The sequence below is a fragment of the Candidatus Pelagibacter sp. PS_17 genome (assembly GCF_059417945.1).
In genome coordinates this window covers 368,360-387,029 of sequence record NZ_CM182073.1, presented here as the reverse complement: position 1 = coordinate 387,029, position 18,670 = coordinate 368,360, and the positions used below count along the sequence as shown (strand labels likewise).

General features: G+C 32.5%; 17 protein-coding genes. 8 read left to right on the top strand and 9 right to left on the bottom strand.

Annotated elements, in window-relative coordinates; translation table 11 throughout:
• Positions 1 to 24 precede the first annotated feature (24 nt).
• Positions 25 to 1,371, bottom strand: a complete 1,347-nt coding sequence (gene aptA / locus AC5SML_RS02055; protein ID WP_494599005.1) for an omega-aminotransferase AptA — start codon at positions 1,369 to 1,371, stop codon at positions 25 to 27.
• Between the two features lie 205 nt (positions 1,372 to 1,576).
• Between aptA and AC5SML_RS02050 the strand changes: the two genes are divergently transcribed.
• From AC5SML_RS02050 to AC5SML_RS02035, 4 genes are all read left to right on the top strand, one after another.
• Positions 1,577 to 2,518 carry an ABC transporter substrate-binding protein gene (locus tag AC5SML_RS02050; protein WP_006997112.1) on the top strand — a complete coding sequence of 314 codons (942 nt, stop codon included), beginning with the start codon at positions 1,577 to 1,579 and terminating at the stop codon, positions 2,516 to 2,518.
• Positions 2,519 to 2,605: 87 nt separating this feature from the next.
• A complete protein-coding gene (locus tag AC5SML_RS02045) occupies positions 2,606 to 3,403 on the top strand; it encodes a taurine ABC transporter ATP-binding protein (protein WP_494617438.1) in 798 nt (265 codons plus the stop codon).
• Position 3,404: 1 nt separating this feature from the next.
• Positions 3,405 to 5,318 carry an ABC transporter permease gene (locus tag AC5SML_RS02040; protein WP_494617437.1) on the top strand — a complete coding sequence of 638 codons (1,914 nt, stop codon included), beginning with the start codon at positions 3,405 to 3,407 and terminating at the stop codon, positions 5,316 to 5,318.
• An 18-nt stretch (positions 5,319 to 5,336) separates the two neighbouring features.
• Entirely contained in the window at positions 5,337 to 6,347 is a 1,011-nt protein-coding gene (locus tag AC5SML_RS02035) for an Ldh family oxidoreductase (RefSeq protein WP_494617436.1), read from the top strand.
• Here AC5SML_RS02035 and AC5SML_RS02030 read toward each other — a convergent pair whose 3' ends face one another.
• Positions 6,348 to 7,490 (bottom strand): epoxide hydrolase family protein, encoded by a 1,143-nt coding sequence (locus AC5SML_RS02030; protein ID WP_494617435.1) that lies wholly within the window; start codon positions 7,488 to 7,490, stop codon positions 6,348 to 6,350. It lies immediately after the preceding gene.
• Positions 7,491 to 7,539: 49 nt separating this feature from the next.
• On the opposite strand from AC5SML_RS02030, the gene AC5SML_RS02025 reads away from it, so the two are divergent.
• Entirely contained in the window at positions 7,540 to 8,451 is a 912-nt protein-coding gene (locus AC5SML_RS02025) for a bifunctional enoyl-CoA hydratase/phosphate acetyltransferase (RefSeq protein WP_271627144.1), read from the top strand.
• A gap of 62 nt (positions 8,452 to 8,513) precedes the next feature.
• Complete coding sequence (gene hisD, locus AC5SML_RS02020) at positions 8,514 to 9,800, top strand: histidinol dehydrogenase (protein ID WP_011281955.1); 1,287 nt, start codon at positions 8,514 to 8,516, stop codon at positions 9,798 to 9,800.
• 1 nt (position 9,801) lies between these two features.
• On the opposite strand, the gene AC5SML_RS02015 is transcribed toward hisD, so the two are convergent.
• From AC5SML_RS02015 to AC5SML_RS01985, 7 genes are all read right to left on the bottom strand, one after another.
• Positions 9,802 to 10,407 carry a LysE/ArgO family amino acid transporter gene (locus tag AC5SML_RS02015; RefSeq protein WP_018414003.1) on the bottom strand — a complete coding sequence of 202 codons (606 nt, stop codon included), beginning with the start codon at positions 10,405 to 10,407 and terminating at the stop codon, positions 9,802 to 9,804.
• Between the two features lie 9 nt (positions 10,408 to 10,416).
• Positions 10,417 to 11,922 (bottom strand): ABC transporter permease, encoded by a 1,506-nt coding sequence (locus tag AC5SML_RS02010; RefSeq protein ID WP_020169283.1) that lies wholly within the window; start codon positions 11,920 to 11,922, stop codon positions 10,417 to 10,419.
• Positions 11,915 to 12,964, bottom strand: coding sequence for a quaternary amine ABC transporter ATP-binding protein (locus AC5SML_RS02005; RefSeq protein WP_020169282.1), 1,050 nt, complete (start codon positions 12,962 to 12,964; stop codon positions 11,915 to 11,917). The genes AC5SML_RS02010 and AC5SML_RS02005 overlap by 8 nt, the downstream gene beginning before the upstream one ends.
• Positions 12,965 to 13,046: 82 nt before the next feature.
• A complete protein-coding gene (locus tag AC5SML_RS02000) occupies positions 13,047 to 14,009 on the bottom strand; it encodes an ABC transporter substrate-binding protein (protein WP_006997122.1) in 963 nt (320 codons plus the stop codon).
• 99 nt (positions 14,010 to 14,108) lie between these two features.
• Complete coding sequence (locus AC5SML_RS01995) at positions 14,109 to 15,590, bottom strand: aldehyde dehydrogenase (RefSeq protein WP_494617433.1); 1,482 nt, start codon at positions 15,588 to 15,590, stop codon at positions 14,109 to 14,111.
• Between the two features lie 42 nt (positions 15,591 to 15,632).
• A complete protein-coding gene (locus AC5SML_RS01990) occupies positions 15,633 to 16,586 on the bottom strand; it encodes a hypothetical protein (protein WP_494617431.1) in 954 nt (317 codons plus the stop codon).
• A 14-nt stretch (positions 16,587 to 16,600) separates the two neighbouring features.
• A complete protein-coding gene (locus tag AC5SML_RS01985; RefSeq protein ID WP_494577153.1) occupies positions 16,601 to 17,011 on the bottom strand; it encodes a VOC family protein in 411 nt (136 codons plus the stop codon).
• A gap of 74 nt (positions 17,012 to 17,085) precedes the next feature.
• Between AC5SML_RS01985 and epsC the strand changes: the two genes are divergently transcribed.
• On the top strand, positions 17,086 to 17,664 hold the full coding sequence (epsC, locus tag AC5SML_RS01980) for a serine O-acetyltransferase EpsC (RefSeq protein ID WP_494617430.1): 579 nt from the start codon (positions 17,086 to 17,088) through the stop codon (positions 17,662 to 17,664).
• Complete coding sequence (locus tag AC5SML_RS01975) at positions 17,664 to 18,668, top strand: cysteine synthase A (RefSeq protein WP_494617429.1); 1,005 nt, start codon at positions 17,664 to 17,666, stop codon at positions 18,666 to 18,668. Before epsC ends, AC5SML_RS01975 begins: the two co-directional genes overlap by 1 nt.
• Positions 18,669 to 18,670 lie beyond the last annotated feature (2 nt).

The following is an 18,670-nucleotide window of genomic DNA, read 5'->3' as shown; positions in this document are numbered from 1 at the left end:
GTACTTTAAATTTTATTAAAGTTTTTAGTTTTTTTGATTTTTTTGATAGTTAGTAATACCAGTTCTTAACTTTTCAATAATCTCATCAATGTGTTTTTCTTCACAAATGAATTGAGGAGCTATAATTAAACAATCTCCTGTAGCTTTAAAGTTAACACCAGCTTCATAACATGCTTTAAAACATTCATAGCCAGCTTTACCAGGTTTAGTGTTTAGCTTCATGTCTATTCCACCCATCATTCCATATCCTCTAATATTATCCACAGACTCTAGATCTTGAAGAGAGAATAATCCTTTTTGGAAATAAGGAGCTAAATTTTTTGCTCTATTAAAAATATCATCTTTTTCAAAAATGTCTTGCACCGCAAGAGCAGCTGCTACTGCAACTGGAATTCCTGAATAAGTATAACCATGAAATAATTCAACTGCACCCGTTGGTGAAGCATCCATTACCGCATCATAAATATAATCACTACAAGCAACAACACCCATTGGCACAACACCATTAGTTGTAGCTTTAGCCATTGTCATAATGTCTGGAGTTACTCCAAATTCATCAGCGCCAAATTTAGAACCTGTTCTGCCCCATCCTGTAATTACTTCATCAAAAATTAAAAGTATTCCATGCTTGTCACAGATCTCTCTTAGTTTTTGTAAATATCCTTTTGGTGGAACCAATGTTCCAGTTGATCCAGCAATCGGTTCAACAATACAAGCAGCAATGTTTTCACCACCAAAGTTTTGACAAATAGTTTCTAAATCATTTGCTAAATAGTCTCCAGTTTCTGGTTGACCACTCACAAACTTATGTTCTGGTAAATGTGTATGTCTAATGTGTTGGACACCTGGCATTAAAACGCTTGCAAACGTTTTAACATTATTTACCATTCCACCCACTGAAATACAACCAATGTTCATTCCATGATAACCACGCTCACGTCCAACAAATCTAAATCTTTCTGCATGTCCTTTTGCTCTGTGATATGCAACAGCAATTTTAATTGCAGTTTCTACAGCTGTAGATCCACAAATTGTAAAAAACATTTTATTTAAATCACCTGGTGTGTGTTTTGAAATTTTTGTAGCTAATTCAAATGAACCACCAAAACCTTGTTGAAATGGTTGTGCGTAATCTAAAGTTTCTAATTGCTTTGTAACAGCTTCTGTGATTTCTCTTCTTCCATGGCCTAGTGGGTTACAAAATAACCCTGAGCTCGCATCTATTTGTGTTTTTCCATGGTGAGTTTTTAAGTAAACCCCCTTAGCTTCTGTAATTAGTCTTGGGTTTGCTTTGAAATCTTTATTAGATGTAAACGGCATCCAATGTTCATTTAATGAATTAGGTACTGAAGTTCTGTTTTCTGAGCTCATAAATATTCTCTCTCTAAGTATGTAGTGTTATAATTTTACTCCTAACTATTAGACTAAATCAAAAGGTTTTCTATAATTATTTTTTTCTTTAAGGCTTATAATTTTACAACTTATAGGTGTATAAAAATTAAAATTTGTTTTACATCAATTCCAAATTCTATTTAAATACAGATAATTTAATTAAATTACTAACAAAGGAATAATAATGAAAAAAATAATTAGTTTTATTCTTGGTGCTGTAGTTGCTCTTAACTTATCAATGTCAGTTGCTAACGCTGCTGCTAAAGAAGTTAGAGTTGCATTCTTTTTAGAATGGCCTACTCCAAACCAAGAAGACAAAGTTAAAAAGATGTTTGATAAAGCTCTAGGTGTTCCAGTTAAATGGACTAACTTTTCAAACGGTGGTGCTATGACTGATGCTATGTTAGCTGGAGATATTGATATTTCTTACTCACAAGGCTTAGTGCCATTCATCAATGCTGTTAAATCAAAAGCTCCGCTAAAACTTGTAGATATTGCTATGGAATACGGAATGGGTGGAACAACTTGTGTTACATCTAATGCTTCTGGAATTACAAAAGCTAACGCTTCTGAATTAGAAGGTAAAAAAGTTGCTGTTCCTCTAGGAACAATGGCTGAGTATGTTTTTGATGAAAGTATGAAAGTTGTTGGCGCTGATAAAAGTAAAATGACAGTTATTCAAATGGATCCTGAAGAAGGTGCTGCTGCACTAGTTTCTGGTGATGTTGTAATGGCATGTTTATTTGGTGGAAATTCTATTAAAGCTGCAACTGCAGTTGGAAGTAGATTACTAACAGTTCAAGAAGCGCGTGATGCTGGTATCTTAGGTATTGACATTACATCTGTTACTGACAAATTTATGAAAGAGAACCCAGGTATGCTGAGAACTTTCATAGAAGTAACTCATGAAGCAAATGCTAGATATGCAGCAGGTAAAAGTGATTTAAATGTTATCGCTAAAGATGCTGAGATGAAGCTTGGTGATATGAAAGAAACTTTAAGCGGATTTAAATTTCTTACACCTGCAGAGACTGAAAAATCTATGACTTCTGGAAATCTAAGTGGATTTTTAAAAGGAATGGGTACTCCTAACGGAGCAGTTGATACAAGCTTTTTACCTCTTTAATTTAGAGAGTTAAATAAATTTAAATAGGCGCCAATTTAATAAATTGGTGCCTATTTTTTTAAAAAAATTCTAATATAGTATTATCTTATGAGTGATTTAATTTCTCAGAATTTAAACATGATCTTTAAAACTCCTAAAGGAGAAACAGTTCATGCATTAAAAGATGTAAACTTTACACTTAAAAAAGGTGAACTTTTAACTGTTCTTGGTCCTTCGGGCTGTGGAAAAACAACTTTGTTAAACATTACTGCTGGATTTCTACGACCTACTTCTGGAGTTCTCACTCTTAACGGAAATGAAATTAATGGCCCTGGTGTTGAACGGGGAATGGTCTTTCAACAAGGTGCTTTATTTGAATGGCTAACGGTTGCAGAGAATGTTGACTTTGGTTTAAGAATGAAAAAAGAAGACCCAGTTAAAACTGCTAAGAAAGTTGAAGAATGGTTAAATATAGTAGGCCTACAAGGTTTTGGAAACACTCCTACTTATCAATTATCTGGAGGTATGCAGCAAAGAGTTGCTCTTGCTAGATGTTTAATTAATGACCCTGATTTAATTTTAATGGATGAACCGTTAGGAGCATTAGATGCATTAACCAGAGAGAAGATGCAGTCTTTAGTTTTAAAAATTTGGAAAGAAACAGGAAAAACAATTATCTTAATCACCCACTCAGTTGAAGAAGCTTTACTACTAGGTGAAAGATTATATGTAATGGCACCAAGACCTGGTCGAATCCATAAAGAATATAATCTTCCTTTTGCATCAATGGGAATTGATGGTGATTTAAGAGAGATAAAAAAATCACCTTACTTTGTAAGCACTAGAGAAGAAATTCTAACTATGATTTGGAATATGGAAGAAGAAATTATGGGTAAAGATATTTAGTATGCTAACAGGTATTATAACATTCGTAGTAATTTTTGCAGTTATTGGATCTATTTTGTATGGAAGAAAATTAGCAAAAACTGAAAAATTAGATGCTGTATTTGGTAACCCTGAAAGAGCTAAAGGTGGAGTTCATTGGGTTATTGTTGGTAGTAGTTTTTTACTATTAACTTGGCTTTACTATTCTTGGGATATGGCGAAATCATTTTATCCCCAGTCTGCAAATGAACTTTGTCAGGTTGCAAAAGTAAACGACTCTTTACTTTCATTAAAATATTTATTTCCAATTGAGGAACGTGAATTTAAGAGTACTTCAATAATTAAAGGTGAAAACAAAAATATACAAAAACTAGCTAATGAAATTAAAAATTCACCTAATATAAGAGAACAAGACAAAACTACTCTTTTAAAATTTATTGCAAAAACTCAACAATCAATTCCATTGTTAACCAATATTGATCTTTTAGAAGAAGAAACAAAAAGTCAAATTCGAGATTTAACAAATAGAATTACTTGGTTAACAGAAGATTTTCAAAAAATAAGCTATCCACCAATTAAAAGTATTGAAGAAGAGAACGCAAGAATTGAAGCTTTAAAAAAACAAGGGAAATGGGGAGCCTCTGCAACCGCTGTAGAAAATACAGTTGAAATACCAACTATTCCTGAAACAAAAATGGGTTTAAAATTTGATGCAGCTGCAAAAGAATTAACTCTTATTAGTAATGACTTTTTCAAATTAAGAAATCATAACTATAAATATAAGCAGTTAATGAAAGAGATTAAGGATGAGATTAAAGCTTATCGATCTAGTTTAGATGATACCCAAGAAATAGCTTCTGCATTAGCAAAAGATGTTTTAAAAATTGCTCGAAGAATCGAATACGCAAGTATTTTCCCACCTAATACTCTTGATGATATGCAAAAATCAATAATAGAGTTTGATGAAGTTCAAAAGAAAGAGCAAGGTGTTTTAAGACTAGTTGATATTTTTTTATTTCCTGCTGGTACAATTGTTTCAAGTGGACCAAATTGTTCTGAACAAGGATCTGGAAGATGGTTACCAAAACCGTCTGATACCTTTAATAAATTTGTGCTACTCCTTAAACCCAGTATTGGATTTAAAAACGTACCTCTAATTTGGTATGAAATGATGGATGTAAGTAAAATAGTTGGTTTTATATTACCTGATTGGATTGCAGATGCTATGCCTGGGGCATATCCAATTCATAATGCTGACGGAACTGTTACTCCAAACTTTAAGAGTAAAGTCTTAAGTGTTGTTACAGGTGAGTTTAAATTATTTAAGATACCAGTTCCGATGGGTCATATCTGGGATTCTTTTTTAAGAGTTCTCCTAGGTTTAGTACTTGGAATTATTTTTGGTGTACCACTAGGATTATTTATGGGTTTAAACAGATTTGCTAAAGGATTTTTTGATCCATTAATTGAACTATATAGACCGGTACCCCCATTAGCTTGGGCTCCTCTAGTTATTACTGTATTTGGAATTGATAATGTTGGGAAAGTTTTCTTATTATTTATGGTTTCATTTTCAATTATGATCATCTCTGCTAGAGCAGGAGCTGCTGGTACGCAGTTGTCTAAAATTCATGCTTCACACTCACTTGGTGCATCTAAATGGCAAATATTAAGACATGTAATATTTCCAAACTCATTACCAGAAATTTTAACAGGGGTTAGAGTTGCTGTTGGAATGTGTTGGGGAACTTTGGTTGCAGCTGAATTTTTAGCCGGTACTACAGGTATTGGATTTGTTGAAAACGTTGCTAAAAAATACTTCCAATATGAAGTTATTTGGATCACTATTTTTGTAATGGGTATGTTAGGTTTATTATTTGATGTTGCTTTAAGAAAAATAATTGACAAAACAATTCCATGGCATGGTAAAGGTTAATCAAACTTTTATTAAACTATGAAATCTTCGAAATTAAAAGCAATCATCAAAGATATCTTTATTAAGTATAAATTAAATAAAGATCATGCCACTATTTGTGCTGAAGCCTTAATCAATGCAGAATTAGTTGGTGCTCCATCACATGGTTTATCTAGACTTAAGATGTACTGTGACCGTATTTCTAAAAAAGTTATTAATCCAAAAGCTAAAATTAAAGTTAAAAAAATTTCTCAATCCATTGCCCATGTTGATGGTAACAATAGTATTGGCTTTGTTGCAGCAGATACCGCTATTAAAACTGCTATAAACAATGCTAAAAAAACTGGAATTGGCTTAGTTGCAGTTAAGAATAGTGGTCATTATGGTTTATCTGGTTATTACGCAGAGCAAGCAGTTAAAAAAGGTTTAATGGTAATGGTATTTACTAATGCACCTCCAGCAGTTGCACCTCATGGAGCTTTAAAAAGTTTATTTGGAACAAACCCTATTTGTTTTGGAACACCTACTGGATCAAAGGTTCCTTTTATTTTAGATACTTCAATCTCAATGATTAATAGAGGAAAAATTAGAGTTGCAGCAAGAGAAGGAACTAAAATTCCTGAGGGAGTTGCTTTAGATAAATTTGGTAAACCAACAACGGATCCTAAAAAAGCATTAGAGGGTGTTCAATTACCAATAGCTGGTTTTAGGGGTTCTGGATTAGCTTGGATGGTTGATATTTTAAGTGGTGTATTAACAGGTGGTAATCATGCAGGTAGAGTTAAAGATCCATTTACTGATTTTAGTGGTCCACAAAATATTGGTCACCTATTTTTTGTTTTAAAGCCTAATTTATTTGTAGGAAAATCTTTCAATAAAAGAATAAAAGACAATATCAAAACTATAAAAAAACTACCTAAGATAAAAGGTGTTAAAGAAATTCTTTACCCAGGACAAAGTAAGTTTAATAGGTTTAAAAGTAATCTTAAAAAAGAAATTAATATTTCAAAAGCTGTTTTAAAAGACTTGGAATATTTACAAAGTATCTAACTATCGTACAGATCTTGAAAACTTTACAAGATCATTAACAAGAAGTTCAGGTTCCTCAAGGGCTGCAAAATGTCCACCCCTCGACATCTCTGTCCATTGAGTAATATTAAACATTCTATCTACATAAGATTTTGGTGGCCACTCAGACATTTCTGCTGGAAAAATTGCTGCAGCTGTTGGAATTTCTATTTTTTTAAAATCTTTAGGAAAAAAACGTCCACCCTCTTCTCTTCTTCCGTAATAAATCCAAGTAGCTGTGTTGAAAGTTTTTGTAACTACATAAACCATAATATTAGCTAAGAGTGTATCTTTTGAATAAACACTTTCAATATTGTTATCTTTTAAATCAGACCATGAGTACATTTTTTCAATAATCCATGCTGCAATTCCAACAGGACTGTCCATCATTCCATAACTTAAAGTTTGAGGTTTAGTTGCTTGTTGAGTTCTATATCCATCCTGCATTATTTGGTCTGTGTTAAATCTTTGTTGCCATTCTTCCTCTTGTTTTGTTTGTGGACCATCAGGGTGGCGCATTGTTAAACAATTAATGTGAATTGCCTTACATGATTTTGAATGATCATAACCAATCCAGTTTGCAATAGTTGCTCCCCAATCACCTCCTTGTGCTAAATATTTTTTATAACCAAGGTTTTCTGTCATCAATTTATTTAAAGTATTGGCTATTTTTCTTGGTCCCATGGGTCTTGAAGGTCTCCCAGAAAAACCAAAACCAGGTAATGATGGGACCACTACATCAAAGGCATCGTCAATGTTTCCACCAAATTTTTCAGGGTGTGCAAGTCTTTCTATAATATGTAAAAACTCAATTACCGATCCAGGCCATCCATGCATAAGAAGTAAAGGTGTTGGGTTGGACCCACTTCCCTTTTCATGAATAAAATGTATTTCGATATCATCTACAATAGTTGTGAAATTTAGAAATTGATTTATTTCTGCCTCATGTTTTCTCCAATCAAAATCTTTAATCCAATAATTTGAGATCTCTTTCATATAATCAAGATTACTTCCATATTTCCAGCCACCATCATCTGGCATTTCATGCCATGGGTAATTTTTTACTTTAGTGTATATTTCTTGAAGTACTTTATCGTGAATATCTAATTTAAAAGGCTTAATCATTATCAATTTACAGTATATACTTTTTAAAAATTCAGACTAAATATACCTCATGCTTTCAAATAAAGAAATTGTTTGTCCTAATAACCTTCTGGATCATGCACATAAGAAAAAAGGTGTTAATGCTGCAATTGTAAATGCAGGGTTGCCTTTACCAATGCTTTCAGTTCAAGATGCTGTTAATGAAAATTTAATAACACCTATCTTTATAGGGAATAAAAAAGAAATTCTTAAATGTGCTGAAGATTTAAAATGGGATATTTCAAAATTTGAAATCATTGATGAACCTATTGAAAATAATACTGCTGCTATTGCTGCAAAACTTGCTAGCCAAGATAAAGTAAAAATTATTGTTAAGGGTCATATTCATACAGATGTCTTAATGAAAGAAATTTTAAAAAGAGATTACAATTTACTTGGTAAAACTAGACTTAGTCACATATGGCATATGACAAATACTAAAGATGACAAGCCACTTATAATTACTGATGGTGCTTTAAATGTTTTACCCAACGTAAAAACAAAAATGCATATTTTAAGAAATGTAATTGATTTTTCAAACCGTATAGGAATTGAAAGGCCCAAAATTGCAGTTCTATCAGCAACAGAAGAAATTTTAGATAGTGTACCAAGCTCTATCGATGCAGATGAAATTACAAAACTTGCAAAAGAAGAAAATTTAAATGCTGATGTTTTTGGTCCCTTGGCATTTGATAATAGTATTTCAAAAAAATCTGCCGCTATAAAAGGTGTTAAAAATATTGTAGCTGGTAATGCAGATGTATTGCTAGTTCCAAGTGTTGAAACCGGAAATAGTTTGGTTAAAATGATGATTTATTTTATGGGAGCTTGTGCAGCTGGTGTAGTAGTAGGTGGTAAAGTTCCAATAGTAATTACTAGTAGATCTGATGAAGCACAAGCTAGATTAGCCTCTATTGCTGCAGCTGTTGTTGCTTTAGACTAATTCTTCATTGAAATAATGGCATTAATGTTTTAAATAAAGCTTCAAAATTAGAGAGGGAAACAATGGCTATAACGTACTTAAAAAAATCACCTAAAACATCTTCAACGGACGATACTAAAACAACTGGAATTGTTCAGGATTTATTAAAAAATATCGAAACTACAAAAGAACAAGGTTGTATCGATCTTACAAAAAAATTTGATAAGTACGATGGAGAAATCATCGTTTCTAAAGAAAGAATTGAAGAAATTAAAAAAACATTAGATCAAAAAACAAAAGATGATGTTCAATTTTCATATGAAAGAGTTAGAAAATTTGCTGAAGCTCAATTAAAAAATTATGGTCAAGATTTTGAAGTAGAGCTTTCAGATGGACTTTTTGCTGGTCAAAAATTAATACCTGTTAATACCGCTGGATGTTATGTACCAGGAGGTCGTTATGCACACATTGCATCAGCTGTTATGAGTGTAACAACAGCAAAGGTTGCTGGTGTAAAAAACGTTATTGCCTGTAGTCCTCCAAAAGAAGGAGTGGGTGCACATCCAACAATTATTTATACCGCAGATCTTTGTGGTGCTGATGTAATTTTAAATTTAGGTGGTGTTCCTGCAATTGCAGCAATGACTAATGGCTTATTTAATAACCCTCCTGCAGATATTATCGTTGGTCCTGGAAATCAATTTGTTGCTGAAGCTAAAAGAATTTTATTTGGAAAAGTGGGCATTGACTTGTTTGCTGGTCCTACTGAGATTGGAATTATTGCTGACGCTAAAGCTGACCCTGAGATAGTTGCTGTAGATTTAGTGGGTCAAGCTGAGCATGGTTATAATTCACCTTGTTGGTTATACACAACGAGTAAAGAGCTTGCAGAGAAAGTAATGAAAAGAGTTCCAGAATTAATTGCTGAACTACCAGAAGTTCCAAGAACAAACGCAGATGCAGCGTGGAGAGATTATGGTGAAGTTATCCTTTGTGATACTGATGAAGAAATGGCAACTATTAGTGATGAGTATGCTCCAGAACACTTAGAAGTTCAGACAGAAAATTTAGAGTGGTTTCACAAAAGACTTACAAACTATGGTTCTTTATTTATTGGAGAAGAAACAACTGTTGCTTATGGAGATAAATGTTCAGGAACTAATCATATACTTCCAACTAAAGGTGCGGGAAGATATACGGGTGGATTATTCGTTGGTAAGTTTGTTAAAACTTTAAGTTTTCAAAGAATGACAAAAGAATCTACTGAATTAGTTGGTGCTGCAGCTGCAAGAATTTCTAGATACGAAGGAATGGAAGCACATGCAAGAACAGGCGACGTTAGGCTTAAAAAGTACGGTTATTCTAGTTAAATTATATAATTTCCATTAGCACTGTTAAAGCCAAAATAGACATAAAAAGAATAATCAAATAATTTATTCTTTTCCACACTGTTGCACTTTTAAGATATTTAGAAAAATATTTTGAAAGATATCCTATTATAAAAAAAAATAGGAATGAAGAAATGGCTGCCCCAGCACCAAAGTAATACTTATCCACTTGACTAAGGCTTTTAGAGAAGTTTCCTAGGAAAAACACAGTGTCTGAATAAACGTGTGGATTAAGAAAAGTAAAACCTAAAGTTTTAACTACAATGTTAGATAAATTATTAGTTTTACTATCCACATCAAATGAAGTTTCTGAAACTTTAGTTTTAATTTTTCCCCAAATAAAATGTAATAAAAATATTAAAAGTAAAATATTAAAAACTAACTCAATAATTGGAGTAAAAAAATAATTCAGATACTGAAATAAAAAAATTCCTAAAAAAATTAATAAAAAGTCTGAAATTGAACAAATTAAACATACAATAAAAATATATTGTTTTTTTAAGCCTTGTTCTATGACAAATATATTTTGAGCACCTATTGCAAGAATTAAACTTAACCCAGTTAAAAAACCTAATATTAAATAATCCATTAAGTTTTATTAAACTCTTTTTTTACCCTGAACAACCCTATCAAGTATTAATGCAACAAATAAAATAGCTATACCTGCAAGTATACCTTGTCCAACATTAGCATATTGTAATGCCTCGAGAACATCTTGACCTAAACCTTTTGCACCGATTAGAGATGCTACAACAACCATGGCTAAACTTAACATTACTGTTTGGTTCACACCTGCCAAAATTGAAGGTGTAGCTAGTGGCAGATCTACTTTTCTCAGCAAATACCATTTAGTTGCACCGTATGCGATAGCAGCTTCTCGAATTGTTTCTGGCACTCCACGTAACCCTAAAACTGTAAGTCTTACAACAGGTGTACCACCAAAAATCATTGTAATAATTACTGCTGCAACCTTTCCAGTTCCAAAAAACGCTATTACTGGAATCATAAATACAAAAGCTGGCATTGTTTGCATGAAATCCATTATCGGTCTAATTAATGAATAAAATCTTTGTCGTCTTGCACAGAAAATTCCAAGCGGAATTCCAATTGCTATACTTAAAACTGCAGCAGTTCCTAATAAGGCAAGTGTAGTCATTGCTTTAACCCAGAAACCTAAAAAACCCATGTAACATAAAAATCCTGTAGAATAAATTGCAGCCCTGGGTCCTGCAGATAACCCAGTTAAAGTTACAATTGCAGTTATAATTACAATCCAAGGAGTTTTAACAAACAATAATTCTAAGAAATCTAATACGGACCTAATACCAATTGTTATAGCTGTAAAAATTAAATCTCCTTTAACAACGGCATAATCAAAAACAATTTCTATCCATTTAATTGAAAATAATCTTATTTCAGGATGTGTTGGGAACGTATCCATTATCTGAAGTAAGCCCGGAAAACTGTAATGGATAACTGTAAAAATCATTATAACAGTGGTAAAAACACCACTTAAAATGTAATTTTTCATCTGCATCCCTGGATGAATAGATTTATCGGATAACCATTCAGAATATTTCTTTTCTAAAATTGAATTTGCCAAAACACCCTGAACAATTTTAACTCCTATCAATAAAATAAAACCAAAAATTGCTATCCAAATTGCTGAAGCTTCTATTCTCGTAATTTCATCTAAATAACCTTGCATAGCATCCTCTAAGGATTTTATGTTTCTTTCAAAGACATCAATTTTGTCTGGATTATTTTCTATCGCAGCTTCTAATTGTTTATTTCTAAAGGCTATAGTGCTTTTTACTTGTTCAACTTTAGCAATGGCCTCTGCCGTAATATTACCAAATAAACCTCTGATTATTTGTACTACTGAAAAAGTTTCAATAATTAAAAAAGCTAAAGTCCAATTCCAAATATTACGCATTCCAAACCAAATTGGTCCAAATATGAATGCAAATAAATTAAATGAAAATGAGTAAGTAGGCTTGCTACCAATTTTTTTAAACTCTTTAATATAATAGTCTGGATTACTTTTTACAAAGTCAGTAATTAATTCATCTCTTGATGGGTTTCTGTTTGCTTTATTATCCATCACTACCCTCTACAACAGCTTTTAATAAGTCTGCCTGTGTTATTATACCAATATTTTTGTTTTCATTATTAATTACTAATATCGGCTCATCCTTAATAGAAGATTTTTCTATCAACTTATTTAGTAAATCATTTTCATGAACGCTTTCTAAATTTTTTGATATTAATCCAAATTCTTTTTCAAATTTATCAACAGGCTGCATAATAGATTTTGCTTGAATAATTTTTAATCTAGATATTCCTTTTACAAAATCAGCAACATAATCATCTGCTGGTTTCATTACTATTTCTTCTGGTGTTCCTATTTGGATAACTTTTCCATCTCTCATGATAGCAATTCTATGACCCACTCTTACTGCTTCATCTAAATCATGAGTTATAAATACTGTAGTCTTTTTCATTTGTTTTGAAAGTTTGATAAATTCTGCTTGAAGCTGTCTTCTTATTAATGGGTCTAGTGCACTAAAAGGTTCATCCATTAATAAAACATCAGGATCCGCTGCTAAAGCTCTAGCTAATCCTACTCTTTGTTGCATTCCACCTGAAAGTTCATGGGCAAATTTATTTCCCCAACCTTGAAGTTCCACAATATCTAAAATCTTATTAGCAGCATCCAATCTATCATTTTTACTAATGCCTCTTATTTCAAGCGGCATTGCTATATTGTCTAAAACTGATCGGTGAGGCATTAGAGCAAAATTTTGAAAAACCATACCTATCTTTTTATTCCTTAAATCTTGTAAACTTTTTGGATCAAATTTCATCACATCTTCATTATCGATCAAAATTTGTCCTGAAGTAGGTTCTAGTAATCTATTAATATGTCTCACTAAAGTGGATTTACCACTCCCTGAAAGACCCATTACACAGAATATTTCTCCTTTCTTAACGTCAAAAGAGACATCTGATACACCAATTACTGAATTATATTTTTCTAAAGCTTCTTGTTTTGAAATACGATTATTTTGAATGGCATTTAATGCTTCCACAGAAGTGTTACCAAAAATCTTCCAAACATTTTTTATTTCTATAGCAGAGTCCATCAGATCCGTTCGAAAATTTAATAATTTTTTAAAGAAATATACCCGGCAACAAATTTGGTTGCCGGGTAAAATTTAGTTTAACTTAAAGGCCTAACCAACCATCAACTTTAGACTTATTGTTTTTCATCCATGTTCTAGCAACATCAGCTGGATCTTTTTTCTCAACTGAAATTTGAAAAGCCATTAATGAAACATCGTCTGCTGACAATTGAAAGTTCTTAAAGAAATCAACAATCGCTGGTGACTTTGCTTCTAAAGAAGTTCCCCAACCGATTTGGATTTGCTTAAGAGCATCTTTTGATGCAACATAAGATTTTTTGTACCAATCAGCATCTTCTTTAGGCTGAACCATTTTGTATTTTGCTTCATCGAACTTAGGTTCGGTTAACATAACTACATCAGCCATTCCCCAAATTGCATGTGGCTTGTAACAATAAAATGCATAACCTTCACCTTTTTTAATAGAGTCAAGCACTCTTGCATTTTTTACAGCTTCAGCAGCTCTGATTGCTTCAATGCCTGCATCGTATAAACCGTAATCTCTAAGTTTTACTTGGTTTACATTTGCAGAAGCCCATCCATCAGCACCAATCCAAAACTCACCTTTACCATTTCCGTCACTGTCCATTGCTTTTACAACTTCTGGTCTAGCTAAGTCTTCAATTGCTGTAATATTCATTTTTTTAGCAAATTGTTGAGACACACAATATCCTTGGTTTCCTTCGTAAGGTTTTGAACTTAACTTAAGAGTTCCTTTAGGAACTAGATCGTTAGTATAAGCCTGTTGATTAGGTAGCCAGATATCAGGGTGAACTTCTATCTCACCTTTGCTTCTATCAATTGCCGCGTAGATTGCAGTATTATTTCCTGGAACTAATTCTGCTTCTCCACCCATTTTGTCATTAACAACTGCTGCTAATAAATTTGCAATAGCCGTAGCACCTGTCCAACCTGGATCTCCTATTTTAACTTTCTCAGCAAATGTTGAAAAAGTAGCAAATAAAGAAATTAAACCAGCTACAAGTGTAGTTTTTATTATTTTCATTATATCCCTCTCGATTAATTTAAAAAACGAAGCATAACTTATAACTTTTGAACAAGTCAAAGAAAATTAGCTACTTATTATGATTGCTATGATTAAGTTTTAAGAGTGACTAATCCAAATAGTCTTAGTTTGAAGGTATTGATCTAGTGCTTCTGTACCTTGATCTCTACTCAATGATCCTGACTGTCTGTATCCACCAAATGGTGTTTTTATATCACCTTCAGAAAAAGTATTAACTGAAACAGTTCCACATGGAAGGCTTTTAGCCATATGAAAAGCTCTATCAATATCTTGAGTGAAAACACTTGCATGCAATCCATACTTTGAATTGCTTGCAATTTTTAATGCCTCTTCATCACTATTAATTGTAAGAACCCCTAAAACTGGTCCAAAAATTTCTTCTTGGGCAATTGTCATGTTTTCTTTTAAATCATCAAATAGAGTTGGTTTTGCAAAAAATCCTTTTTGATCACCGCTTGAAATTCCTCCAAATAATAATTTAGCTCCTTCATCAATTCCTTTTTGAATATATCCATCAACTGTTGCTAGATGTTTTTTAGAAATCATTGATCCCATATTACTTTCTGGATCAAGTGGATCTCCAGCTTTAAGAGCTTTAACTTTTTTTGAAACTTTATCTAAAAATTCATCTTTAACTTTACTGTGAATTATTTGTCTCATGTTTGCAGAGCAATTCTGTCCACCATTCCAAAAAGCTGAATTAATTGCATTATCAATTAAATCATCTGTAATCTTTGCATCTTCTAAAACTATAAACGGACTTTTTCCACCCATCTCTAATCCAATTGTTTTTAAATTACTTTCTCCAGAATATTTCATGAATAGTCCACCTACTTCTGTTGAGCCTGTAAATGAAACCGCATCAACATCATCATGTCTGCCAAGTGCTTCACCCACATCGCCAAAGCCAGGTACTATATTTAAAACTCCATCAGGTATACCTGCTTCTTTAGCAATTTGAGCAACTCTAATTGCAGTTAAAGGTGTATCTTCTGCTGGTTTAATTATAACTGAACATCCAGCAGCTAATGCTGGTGCCATTTTCCAAACTGCCATCATTAAAGGAAAATTCCAAGGAACAACTCCTGCAACAACACCTATTGGTTCTTTAACAATTAAACTAGTTAGTGATGGTTCTGTTGGTCCAACTTTACCAAATACTTTATCTATTAATTCTCCATACCACTGAAAATGCATTGGAGCATCATTTGCAACCTCATTAATACAGTCTCCAATTAATTTTCCTGTATCTACGCATTCAAGAACAGAATTTTCTTCTCCAGTTTGTCTTAGTAGTTCCGCAAATTTCAGTAAGACATCTTTTCTAAATTCTGGAGATGTTCTAGACCAAACACCACTATTAAAAGCTTCTCTTGATACTTTTACAGCAAGGTCTACATCCTTATGATTACATTTTGCAACAGAACAAAGAGTTTCACCCGTTGCAGGGTTTATATTTTCAAACTTTTCACCATCAATGGCATCGACATATTTACCGTTAATAAAAGCTCTACCTTCAAATTTTAGATTTTTAGAAATTTTTTTATAGTCGATTGTCATTTAAGATTTAAAGCTAATATCTTAAGTGTGCTAAAGCAAGATTTATTTCATCTCACCAAAGAAACCAAACTTCTCTCCAGACTTTGCAAATTTTCCAGTCCAGTCTCTCCAATTGCAAGTTGGTCCAATTCTATTTGAATACCATTTATTTTTTTTCTCAGCTTTCTGCATTATCTTAACCAACTTAGGATGTGTGTATTTTCCAAGATTTCTCTCACACATTATTTCATAAGGGTTGTAAGGATCTTCTGAGGTTGGTGTTAGATAAACGCTATCTATAAGCTGAGGGCATCCTTCAATATTATGAGTGTACAAATTTCTATTAAGCTTTGTTCCATAACTTAACTGATGACCACTTTTATCATCTTTTTGATTTGAATAATGAATTTTTCCCATGCCTTTAATGCATTTAATTCCCATTAATTGAGTATGCAAAATCTCATGAAGGTTAATATTTAAAAAATCTTTTTCATGTTTCATTACATCTCCAGATCTACCATTACTTTTAACAAATATTCCACCTATTCCAACACCAGCATCTCCACCATGATTTCCTCTATCAACATCGGTCCATAGGAAATATGTTTTCTTTTTATTGTTAAAACCACCAACTTGATTGAAATAATGACCCATTTGAGTGTTAACACTTTTATCTTGTAATTCTTTCCAGTTTTTAATGGTTCTAATAAATGTGATATCTAGTTTTCCATCTTTTCTGTAATCATATCTGTATTTTTTACCTACCCCACCTGAACCCTTATTTGCTTTTGTAGCTTCAAACATTGTATTGTTTACTTTTTCTAAAATACTTTCCATGCTACCATTTATATCTAGCTCTCTGTCTTCACCATCAGATGGTAATAAATATATAAAGTGAATTTGATGTTCGTCTGTTACATCTGGCTGGTCTTCAAAAAATCTACCTGGTTTTTCGTCTGCTGATGCTAGCAATGTATTAAGAAGTAAGGAAAAAAAAAGAATTAATAAAATTTTCATTTTTATCAATAATGTTATTCTGGATTTGCAGTCAGTGTTTTAATTTCTAAAATATTTTCATTAGGATCTTTAACAAAGAATGTTTCTTGTTCATACTTCGTGCCTTTAAATCTTAAATATGGCTCATCATAATATTTGGTATTGTTGTCTGTTAATCTCTTTTTTAATGAATTAAAATTTTCTCTAGATAAATGTACACCGAAATGGGGAACAGAAACATTACCCATATCAACATCATGTCTTTCGCTTTCAAGTTTGTGCTCGCTTGCGTGAAGAGTTAATTCATTTCCCCAAAAATCTACATCTGCCCATTCTTGAGCTGAGTTATCTAATCGGCACCCTAATATTTCACTGTAAAAATGTTTTGCTTTCTCTAAATCGCCACAAGGTATTGCTAAATGAAAACAGTTGGTGTTTTTGTACATAGATTTTCCTCTTTAAATTACTTATTTAAAGCTTATATAAACCAATATAAATTTATAATCAACATTAGCAAATAATGAACGACTTTTTACAATCTATAATTGATAGAGATCCTGCGGCAAAATCTAAGCTAAGTTTAATTTTAACTTATCCTGGTGTTAAGGCAGTTTTTTTTCATAGAATTGCTAATTTTTTTCAACTAGCCAAATTTTATTTGGTTGCAAGAATGATTTCTCAACTCTCTAGGTTTTTAACAGGAATAGAAATTCACCCAGGTGCTAAGATTGGAAAAAATTTATTTATTGATCATGGTATGGGTGTTGTAATTGGTGAAACATCTGAAATTGGAAACAATGTAACTATTTATCATATGGCAACATTAGGTGGTATTGCTCCAAGTATTAATTCAAATAATCAAAGACAAGTTAAGAGACACCCAACATTAAGCGACTGCGTGGTCGTTGGTTCTGGTGCTCAAATATTAGGCCCTGTAATAATTGGTGCTAATGCTAAAATTGGAGCTAATGCAGTAGTTACAAAAGATGTTCCTGAAAATGCAGTAATGGTTGGAATACCTGCTAAAAATGTTGGAACAGCGACTGAAGAATTTAAACCTTATGCTGTAGAAGAGGTGGATAAAGATACTTCAAACTAATGAAAAATATTCAAGACAACTTTATTTCTGGAATTGGTAATACTCCTTTAATCAAACTTAGAGCTGCATCAGAAATTACTGGTTGTAATATTTATGGTAAAGCCGAATTTATGAATCCAGGTGGCTCTGTAAAAGATAGAGCGGCACTTGCTTTAATTAGAGATGCTGAAGACAAAAAATTAATCTCTAAAGGTGGAACAATTGTTGAAGGTACTGCTGGTAATACTGGTATTGGCTTATGTCTACTTGGTAATTCACTTGGTTATAAAACAATCATAGTAATGAATGACAACCAAACACAAGAAAAAAAAGATCTTCTTAGAAATATTGGTGCTGATTTAAGGCTGGTTACAGCTAAACCTTATAAAGATGATGCTAATTTTGTAAAAGTTGCAGCAAAACTTGCTGATGAATTAAGACCTTCAAATAATAATGGAGTTGTTTGGGCTAATCAGTTTGACAATGTTGCAAATGCTAAAGGTCATTATGAAGGAACAGGACAAGAAATTTGGGAACAAACCGAAGGTAAAGTTGATGGCTTTGTATGTTCATCTGGAACAGGTGGAACGATTTCAGGAGTAAGTAACGCTCTTAAAGAAAAGAATAAAGATATAAAAATATTTTTATCTGATCCAAAAGGCTCTGCTCTTTACAATTATATAAAAAATGGAGAATTAAAATCTGAAGGTGGTTCAATTACTGAAGGAATTGGCTCAAGTAGAGTAACAAAGAATTTTGAAAATGCTAAAATTGATGATGCTTATTCAATTGATGACCATGAAGCACTACCAATACTTTATGATCTAATTCAAAATGAAGGTTTAAGCCTTGGTACTAGTTGTGGAATTAATATTGCTGGTGCAATTAGACTAGGTAAAGAGCTTGGTCCTGGAAAAACTATTGTAACAATTCTTTGTGATAAAAGTGATAAGTACGCTACTAAAATGTTTAACAAATCTTTTCTTGAAGAAAAAGGATTACCTTTTCCTAATTGGATTGATTAAAT

Coding starts and splice junctions, on each gene's coding strand:
- aptA (WP_494599005.1), bottom strand. CDS start 1,371: ATGAGCTCAGAAAACAGAACTTCAGTACCTAATTCATTAAATGAACAT.
- AC5SML_RS02050 (WP_006997112.1), top strand. CDS start 1,577: ATGAAAAAAATAATTAGTTTTATTCTTGGTGCTGTAGTTGCTCTTAAC.
- AC5SML_RS02045 (WP_494617438.1), top strand. CDS start 2,606: ATGAGTGATTTAATTTCTCAGAATTTAAACATGATCTTTAAAACTCCT.
- AC5SML_RS02040 (WP_494617437.1), top strand. CDS start 3,405: ATGCTAACAGGTATTATAACATTCGTAGTAATTTTTGCAGTTATTGGA.
- AC5SML_RS02035 (WP_494617436.1), top strand. CDS start 5,337: ATGAAATCTTCGAAATTAAAAGCAATCATCAAAGATATCTTTATTAAG.
- AC5SML_RS02030 (WP_494617435.1), bottom strand. CDS start 7,490: ATGATTAAGCCTTTTAAATTAGATATTCACGATAAAGTACTTCAAGAA.
- AC5SML_RS02025 (WP_271627144.1), top strand. CDS start 7,540: ATGCTTTCAAATAAAGAAATTGTTTGTCCTAATAACCTTCTGGATCAT.
- hisD (WP_011281955.1), top strand. CDS start 8,514: ATGGCTATAACGTACTTAAAAAAATCACCTAAAACATCTTCAACGGAC.
- AC5SML_RS02015 (WP_018414003.1), bottom strand. CDS start 10,407: ATGGATTATTTAATATTAGGTTTTTTAACTGGGTTAAGTTTAATTCTT.
- AC5SML_RS02010 (WP_020169283.1), bottom strand. CDS start 11,922: ATGGATAATAAAGCAAACAGAAACCCATCAAGAGATGAATTAATTACT.
- AC5SML_RS02005 (WP_020169282.1), bottom strand. CDS start 12,964: ATGGACTCTGCTATAGAAATAAAAAATGTTTGGAAGATTTTTGGTAAC.
- AC5SML_RS02000 (WP_006997122.1), bottom strand. CDS start 14,009: ATGAAAATAATAAAAACTACACTTGTAGCTGGTTTAATTTCTTTATTT.
- AC5SML_RS01995 (WP_494617433.1), bottom strand. CDS start 15,590: ATGACAATCGACTATAAAAAAATTTCTAAAAATCTAAAATTTGAAGGT.
- AC5SML_RS01990 (WP_494617431.1), bottom strand. CDS start 16,586: ATGAAAATTTTATTAATTCTTTTTTTTTCCTTACTTCTTAATACATTG.
- AC5SML_RS01985 (WP_494577153.1), bottom strand. CDS start 17,011: ATGTACAAAAACACCAACTGTTTTCATTTAGCAATACCTTGTGGCGAT.
- epsC (WP_494617430.1), top strand. CDS start 17,086: ATGAACGACTTTTTACAATCTATAATTGATAGAGATCCTGCGGCAAAA.
- AC5SML_RS01975 (WP_494617429.1), top strand. CDS start 17,664: ATGAAAAATATTCAAGACAACTTTATTTCTGGAATTGGTAATACTCCT.